At 51.4% G+C, this 5,771-nt stretch carries 6 protein-coding genes; all 6 read left to right on the top strand.

Annotated elements, in window-relative coordinates; all coding sequences use genetic code 11:
* The first annotated feature begins 69 nt into the window (after positions 1-69).
* The gene (locus ACKFKH_RS31085; RefSeq protein WP_446862253.1) at positions 70-2,367 is read left to right on the top strand and encodes a hypothetical protein; all 2,298 of its coding nucleotides are present in this window, start codon (positions 70-72) and stop codon (positions 2,365-2,367) included.
* The gene (locus tag ACKFKH_RS31080) at positions 2,354-3,787 is read left to right on the top strand and encodes a hypothetical protein (RefSeq protein ID WP_446862252.1); all 1,434 of its coding nucleotides are present in this window, start codon (positions 2,354-2,356) and stop codon (positions 3,785-3,787) included. The genes ACKFKH_RS31085 and ACKFKH_RS31080 overlap by 14 nt, the downstream gene beginning before the upstream one ends.
* 136 nt (positions 3,788-3,923) lie before the next feature.
* A complete protein-coding gene (locus ACKFKH_RS31075; protein ID WP_446862251.1) occupies positions 3,924-4,400 on the top strand; it encodes a hypothetical protein in 477 nt (158 codons plus the stop codon).
* A 33-nt stretch (positions 4,401-4,433) separates the two neighbouring features.
* A complete protein-coding gene (locus tag ACKFKH_RS31070; protein ID WP_446862250.1) occupies positions 4,434-4,850 on the top strand; it encodes a hypothetical protein in 417 nt (138 codons plus the stop codon).
* An 18-nt stretch (positions 4,851-4,868) separates the two neighbouring features.
* Positions 4,869-5,249, top strand: a complete 381-nt coding sequence (locus ACKFKH_RS31065) for a hypothetical protein (RefSeq protein WP_446862249.1) — start codon at positions 4,869-4,871, stop codon at positions 5,247-5,249.
* On the top strand, positions 5,249-5,771 hold a 523-nt coding region (locus tag ACKFKH_RS31060; protein ID WP_446862248.1), incomplete at its 3' end, for a hypothetical protein. The genes ACKFKH_RS31065 and ACKFKH_RS31060, both read left to right, overlap by 1 nt.

The raw sequence follows: 5,771 nt of genomic DNA, 5'->3' as shown, positions 1-5,771 counted from the left end.
AGTTCATTAGATCTCAACTTCTGACCTTTGACACAATTTATTTTACAATCCCCAGGCGGGATGACTCCAATGAGTGATCTGTTTGCAAATCCAATGGGCGGCAACGCTTTAACCCCGTTAGCCGCGCAGTCTGTACTTACAGAGTATGAGTATCAGAAGTCGCTACAGCGTTACATCGATCGCCAACAAGCCAAGCCAGAAGTACGACGTAAACTCTATGACCAATTGATGGCAAATCAGGCGGCTGCAAAAGGCGGTGGTGCATCTGGGGGCGGTTACCAGGGACGAACGAACTCAGGCAGTCCCACAGCAGGAACACGTCCCTATCTCCCTGCTTACACGCCTCCCATCCCTGATGCCTCGTTCCCGTCTGGATTTGTACCAGTCACCCAAAAGGACTATCCACCCTTTCAAGATCTGCACCCTGGAGGTACGAACCCCGCAAACGACTTCAAGTCCCCCGCTCCAGAGGATTTCGTCACGCCGTACAACGATCCGACCGCCCCTCGCACTCAAATTTGGTTAGGCAATGGCAACCTACCGGATGGGTTTGCCCCGGCTCCTCCGGCTCCTCCCACGGTTGAGCCTGGTCAGGTCGTAGGGAAAAGATACAACGTCGTTCTTCAAGGACGAAGTTCATCCATCACTTACATAAATCAGGTCGATGGCAGCAGGTATACACAGCAGCAAGATGCAGGAGTCGCTCTTATTGGGGTTCTTCCCGGCAAAATTGGAGGAGTCAGGATCGTTGCGGGGGCTACAACTCCAGAGGGGCTGACGGTGCCTCAAACTGCCTATGAATTCCTGATCGATTATGGGATCGGCACCGCCAATCCGGGGACAGCTAGCGGCGGGATATTGAGCGGGGATACTGGCAGTGTTAGTGCGGGCGGACTGTCTATTAGTCCTGAAAATCCCAATGACCCCGATCCGGTCTCGCCTGGCGCGGCTCCGTTGCCTCCTCTGATTCCGACAGACCCTGACACAGGACGGCCAAACCTACCAGAGATTGACCTCAAGCCAGCGATCGACGCTCCCACGTCCCCGGCGCAAGCTCCCACACCCTCACCGCTTAATTCACCCAGTGGAAAGCCTGCACCAACAGCTAGACCTGACGCAACCCCAACGTTTAACCCTGGACTCCCACTGCCATTTCTCCCTTTACCCCCGCCGTTAATTCAAAATCCACTCACCCCCAAGTCCCCATCTAGCCCTCTCGCTAATCCGGCCCTACCGATTGGCAATCCGGGCACACCCCCATCTACCGGGAATCCTTCAAAAAATCTTGATCTACCGGGCACAGGCGTAACGATTAACGGAAAACCTATTCAAAACGGAGACACGCCAATCAAGCAAATTTCGCCCCCTCAAAACGGCAAATCACCTTTAACCACTGGCACGGGAGTAACGATCAACGGACAGCCCGTTAACCCACTTGTGGATGTCACCAAACCGAATGGCACGATCGACCCTCAAAAAGCGCAACAGCAACAGGAACAAAAGCAGCCTCAACCGCAAGCCACGCCCCCTAGAAGTACCTGCGCTGATCCTTGCATCCAGGGATTGCAGGATGGCATGTCAAGTGGGAACGACCTGCTACAGAAGATTGCTAACACGGTTGGTGTGACTGCGTTCCCAGTTCAGGCCCAACTGTTGACAGATACAGGCGCAACAGGAACGACCACCTACAAAAATTTGGCAGAGTTGGCAGTCTGGAACACTAAAAATCTAGATGCGGTAACAGGGCTGTTTCCGCTAGAAATCCCGATCGTGGACGGAGACGGGAAAGAGTCAAACGTCAAAATCGAATCAGTGAGTCACGCTTTTTACGAGTTATTCAACTTGCTGAAGGTGATTGCAGAGGACGCTGACGCGGCGGTGAACGTTGGGAGCCGCGCAATCATTGAAGCGATTCAGAGCAAAATTGCGGCGCGTCAGGCTGGTGAGTATGCCAAGGGCAACGCTAAATTTTTGGGTTATTTGGGTCAAGGTCAGGTGAGAGAAATCAAACTCACCGTGACTCCAGCGGCCGCAGGTGCTGATAACAAGCTGCAAAATCAGGAGATTAAAGAGTTTTTAGAGCCGTCTACTCAGACTTATGTGGGATGGGAATGTGTTGAAAAAGTCTCACTGCTTCCGATCGTGCAGCGCACTTTAGAGGATGGGGAAATCGCGCGGTCTGCACTCTACCACCCGTTCAAGGAGGGCAAAAAGCCAGAGCAATCAACCATTCCCGGCACCTCAATCAAATACGACAGGCGGCACATCAAAGCCCAAGAGAAAGCCTGGGAACAGTTTAAGGAAGACTTGAAAAAAGAAGGCAAAATTATCGACGACAAGCAGGGTCAAAAGGATGTCAAACCTTAGTTTCACGACCTCTGGACTGCGATCCAGAACCACCCACGCAGCGATCGTTGCCAGACATGCGGCCGGGAAAGTTGTGCAAAAAGGCAAGGGGATTCTCGCCAAAATTGCCAAAATTGGTGGCTTCCTGTTTTCCAAAGTCGTCAGCTACTTCAATTTGTCGTTTGATAGGCTCTGGGACGTACTAGTAGATGCGTACTTTGAACTGAAGACATTCGACTGGAATGCAACAGACAAGGAACTTGAAAAGACGATTGAACAAAACAATCAAGCGATCGTCACGGCGGCCGCTACCGGATTAGGTGAAGCGCTGGGGTGGGGCACCGTCCGGCTGGCTAATCACTTCATCGGTAGATTTTTACCCGGCAAAAAAGGGAAGCAGCTACAGGCGATCGAAGGAATGAAAGTGCCCGTCGTTTCCGCTCGCATTGGGCTGGCTCTGGCAGAAGAAAGCAATGAAGAGATGAAATTTGCCTTTCGACGCTTTATGCAGGTTGGCTCTAAAGCGTTAGCCAGTAATGCGTTTATCAACATGGTGCTGACCTCACGCCGGAACGAATGGTTTGGCATGTCCAAGATCACCGAACCCAAACCGAACGGGTCGATCGCTAGCAAAATTGAGCAAAAGATTGAGCAGTTGCCGAAGTTTTGGCAAAAACCCGTAGAGGCATTTATCGACGGATTTGAGGATGCGATCGTAGAGGCTGGCTATGTGGTGACGATGACGATCGACGATCACATAGCGGCTCAGAGATTTGCATCCAGGGACGTTCAAGCCAGACGCACGATTGAAATCCAACCTCACAAAGACAGTGAGGAGAAAATCACCTTCACAGGCACTCAGCAAGAAGTGATCGACTCAATCAGAACGGTGATGCCAGTCCATCAAATCATTGAGGACAAAGACATTGGGCAGTTTATGGGGGAAAGCCCGAACGAGGTCATTACCGCTAAACCTCAATTGAGATGCTTGAACCTGATTTTTTATGGCAAACCCTCACCGCCGTACTGGAAGGGTCGGACGCGGCTCTGCCAGAATTCAACAATTTCCGTCCCTGATGCCAAGACGGGGATTAGCGCGGCTGATATCAAAGCGGCTTTGAAAAGCTACACGTACGGAGACTGGTATGTGCATTGCAAGATGGACTCCGGACGACAAATGCAGGGTTGGTTTAGCTCTCACAACGAAGGAATTCAGACTCTAACCGCACTGAGTAAGCTGTCAACTAGCGACATTGTTGTAGAGTCGTTTCGCTGGAGTAACGGAAAAGACGGGGGCAAGAAGTCGGAGAAGATGTATCCGAGCTATGCCTCAATCATCTATCCACGTCGAAAAAACGGCAAAAATACGGGGCCATTGGGCAGACCTGTAAGAATTCCGATTTGGGGAGACACCCCTAGCGCAAGAAAACCGCTGCAATAAAAAATACCTCCGGGGCTAGGGTAGGAGGCGAGGAAACACTGATACGGGTAGCAATTAATCGGGCTAAATTTTATTTGATGAAGCCACCAATTGCAGTGACCTTCTTCGTCTAACTACTCTTTCTCTTACAAACACAATGGCAATCGTTTCTACAAATCTTCCTGCTTTGATGCTTGAGTTGGCCGAACAAGCCACCACCAAAGAAGCCACGTTGAACCCCGCTCAAGAACGTCTGGCTGTTAACTACGATCGTGAGAACGGCTCCGTTTCAATCACGGGTTCTTTCCCCGCTACCGTAGCGATCGTCGCTGGCAAGCTGCAATTGACGGCTAACAACTACACCGCCGATCCTTCTCTTGATTTGGTTGGCTCTCCGATCGCTGCGAGTGGTGCAACCAACTATGCATCTGCTCTGATGGTCACCGCCATTGAACTGAGCAACGAAGAAAACGCAAGACAGCTTGCTGGCGGAACCCTGCCCACTGGCGCGGGAACTTTGTTCACTTTTACGTCTCAGGGTGATATTTTCAGCTTCACGGCGGATATGCCCATCGTGGCAAGTCAAAACGCCCAGGGGCAAACCGTTTTGTCCACTGTCAACTACTTAGCTTAATCATTGGAGGACTTTATTTAGGAGGGTAAAACAATGGCTGGTACAGCAGGCCCAAGCGCGGGCACCGGAAAACGGAGAAATCCTGGAGTACGCAAAGCGGTCTATTTTGGCAAACTGACCAAAAAGATCAAGGGCAAGACAGAGACACGCGATTACGTGATCTATGCCTCTGAGCAGGCGATCGAGGCCCTCAATCTCACACTAGCGACTCCGGAGCAGCAAACCCGTGTCTCTGGCGACCGCAACACGGACATCAGCGGCTCTCGCTATGGCAAGCACATCTCCGTTCTTGATCCAGTCGGCAAGAAAACCGAAGGCGGTGCCAAGTCGGTTACTCGCTATCAGATAGTGGTTCCATCGTCTGCCAACTTGAAAGAGATTCGCGAGTTTCTCAAGGGCACCAAAGCGAAGAACTTCAAAATCATCGGCGGTCGCTCTCGTTCCGTATAACCGTTTGTTGATATGGCGTTGCAGAATTCATGGCGATCGGCTGGCTCAATCATTTTTACCAAACCTAGAACCGATCCACCGATCGGGCTGGTGGCGGCTCTCAGCAATCGGGTGATCAAGGTCAAAACCACGTCATCAACTCGCAACGCCTGGAGACGAGCCGGATATATGCAACAACTTGTCGATCGGGCAGAGGTGAGCAATCGTATGGTTCCGTTGAACCAGGAAACTATTTTTGAGCTTTCACCTCTGACCGATAAGTACTTGCTGGCATTTACGGCGGTTCCTTGGCTCCCTGACTTGACTATCCGTGTGTGGGAGTACACTGGTACTCTAGATTACATCCCTGACCTGGTTTCACCAGAAAGTACCGTTAACGACGGAATTGTAGAGGACTGATGCCCATCACACACAGAACTTATACCCGTCCGGCGCGGGTGCCCAGAGCAGATGAGTTGGTGATTGGTCAACTCTCTATCAATGCAGCAGACGGGAAACTTTTCATCAAGCTGACGGATGGCCGCGTGGTTTGTGTCGGCATCGATATCAATCAGCTAGTCACAGACTCGTCTCTGGCGGCGTTTTTCTCGAACCTTCAAACGGCTGTGAATGAGGCGTTGAGCCTAAAAGCGTCATCCTTAGAAGTCTCTGAACTACAAGCAGCGATCAATGGCAAGCCCTCGTTCTCTGATATTGCTGACATTGAGGAGCTAGAGACCGCTCTGAACGGTCTGAACGCAACGATCGCTGGCAAGCCCTCGTTCTCTGATATTGAGGAGTTAGAGACCACGCTGAATGGTCTGAACGCAACGATCGCTGGCAAGCCCTCGTTCTCTGATATTGAGGAGTTAGAGACCACGCTGAATGGTCTGAACGCAACGATCGCTGGCAAGCCCTCGTTCTCTGATATTGAGGAGCTAG

It is taken from the genome of Phormidesmis sp. 146-20 (genome assembly GCF_052939475.1).
The sequence above is the reverse complement of the archived record's forward strand: the minus strand, read 5'-3'. Positions and strand labels throughout refer to the sequence as shown.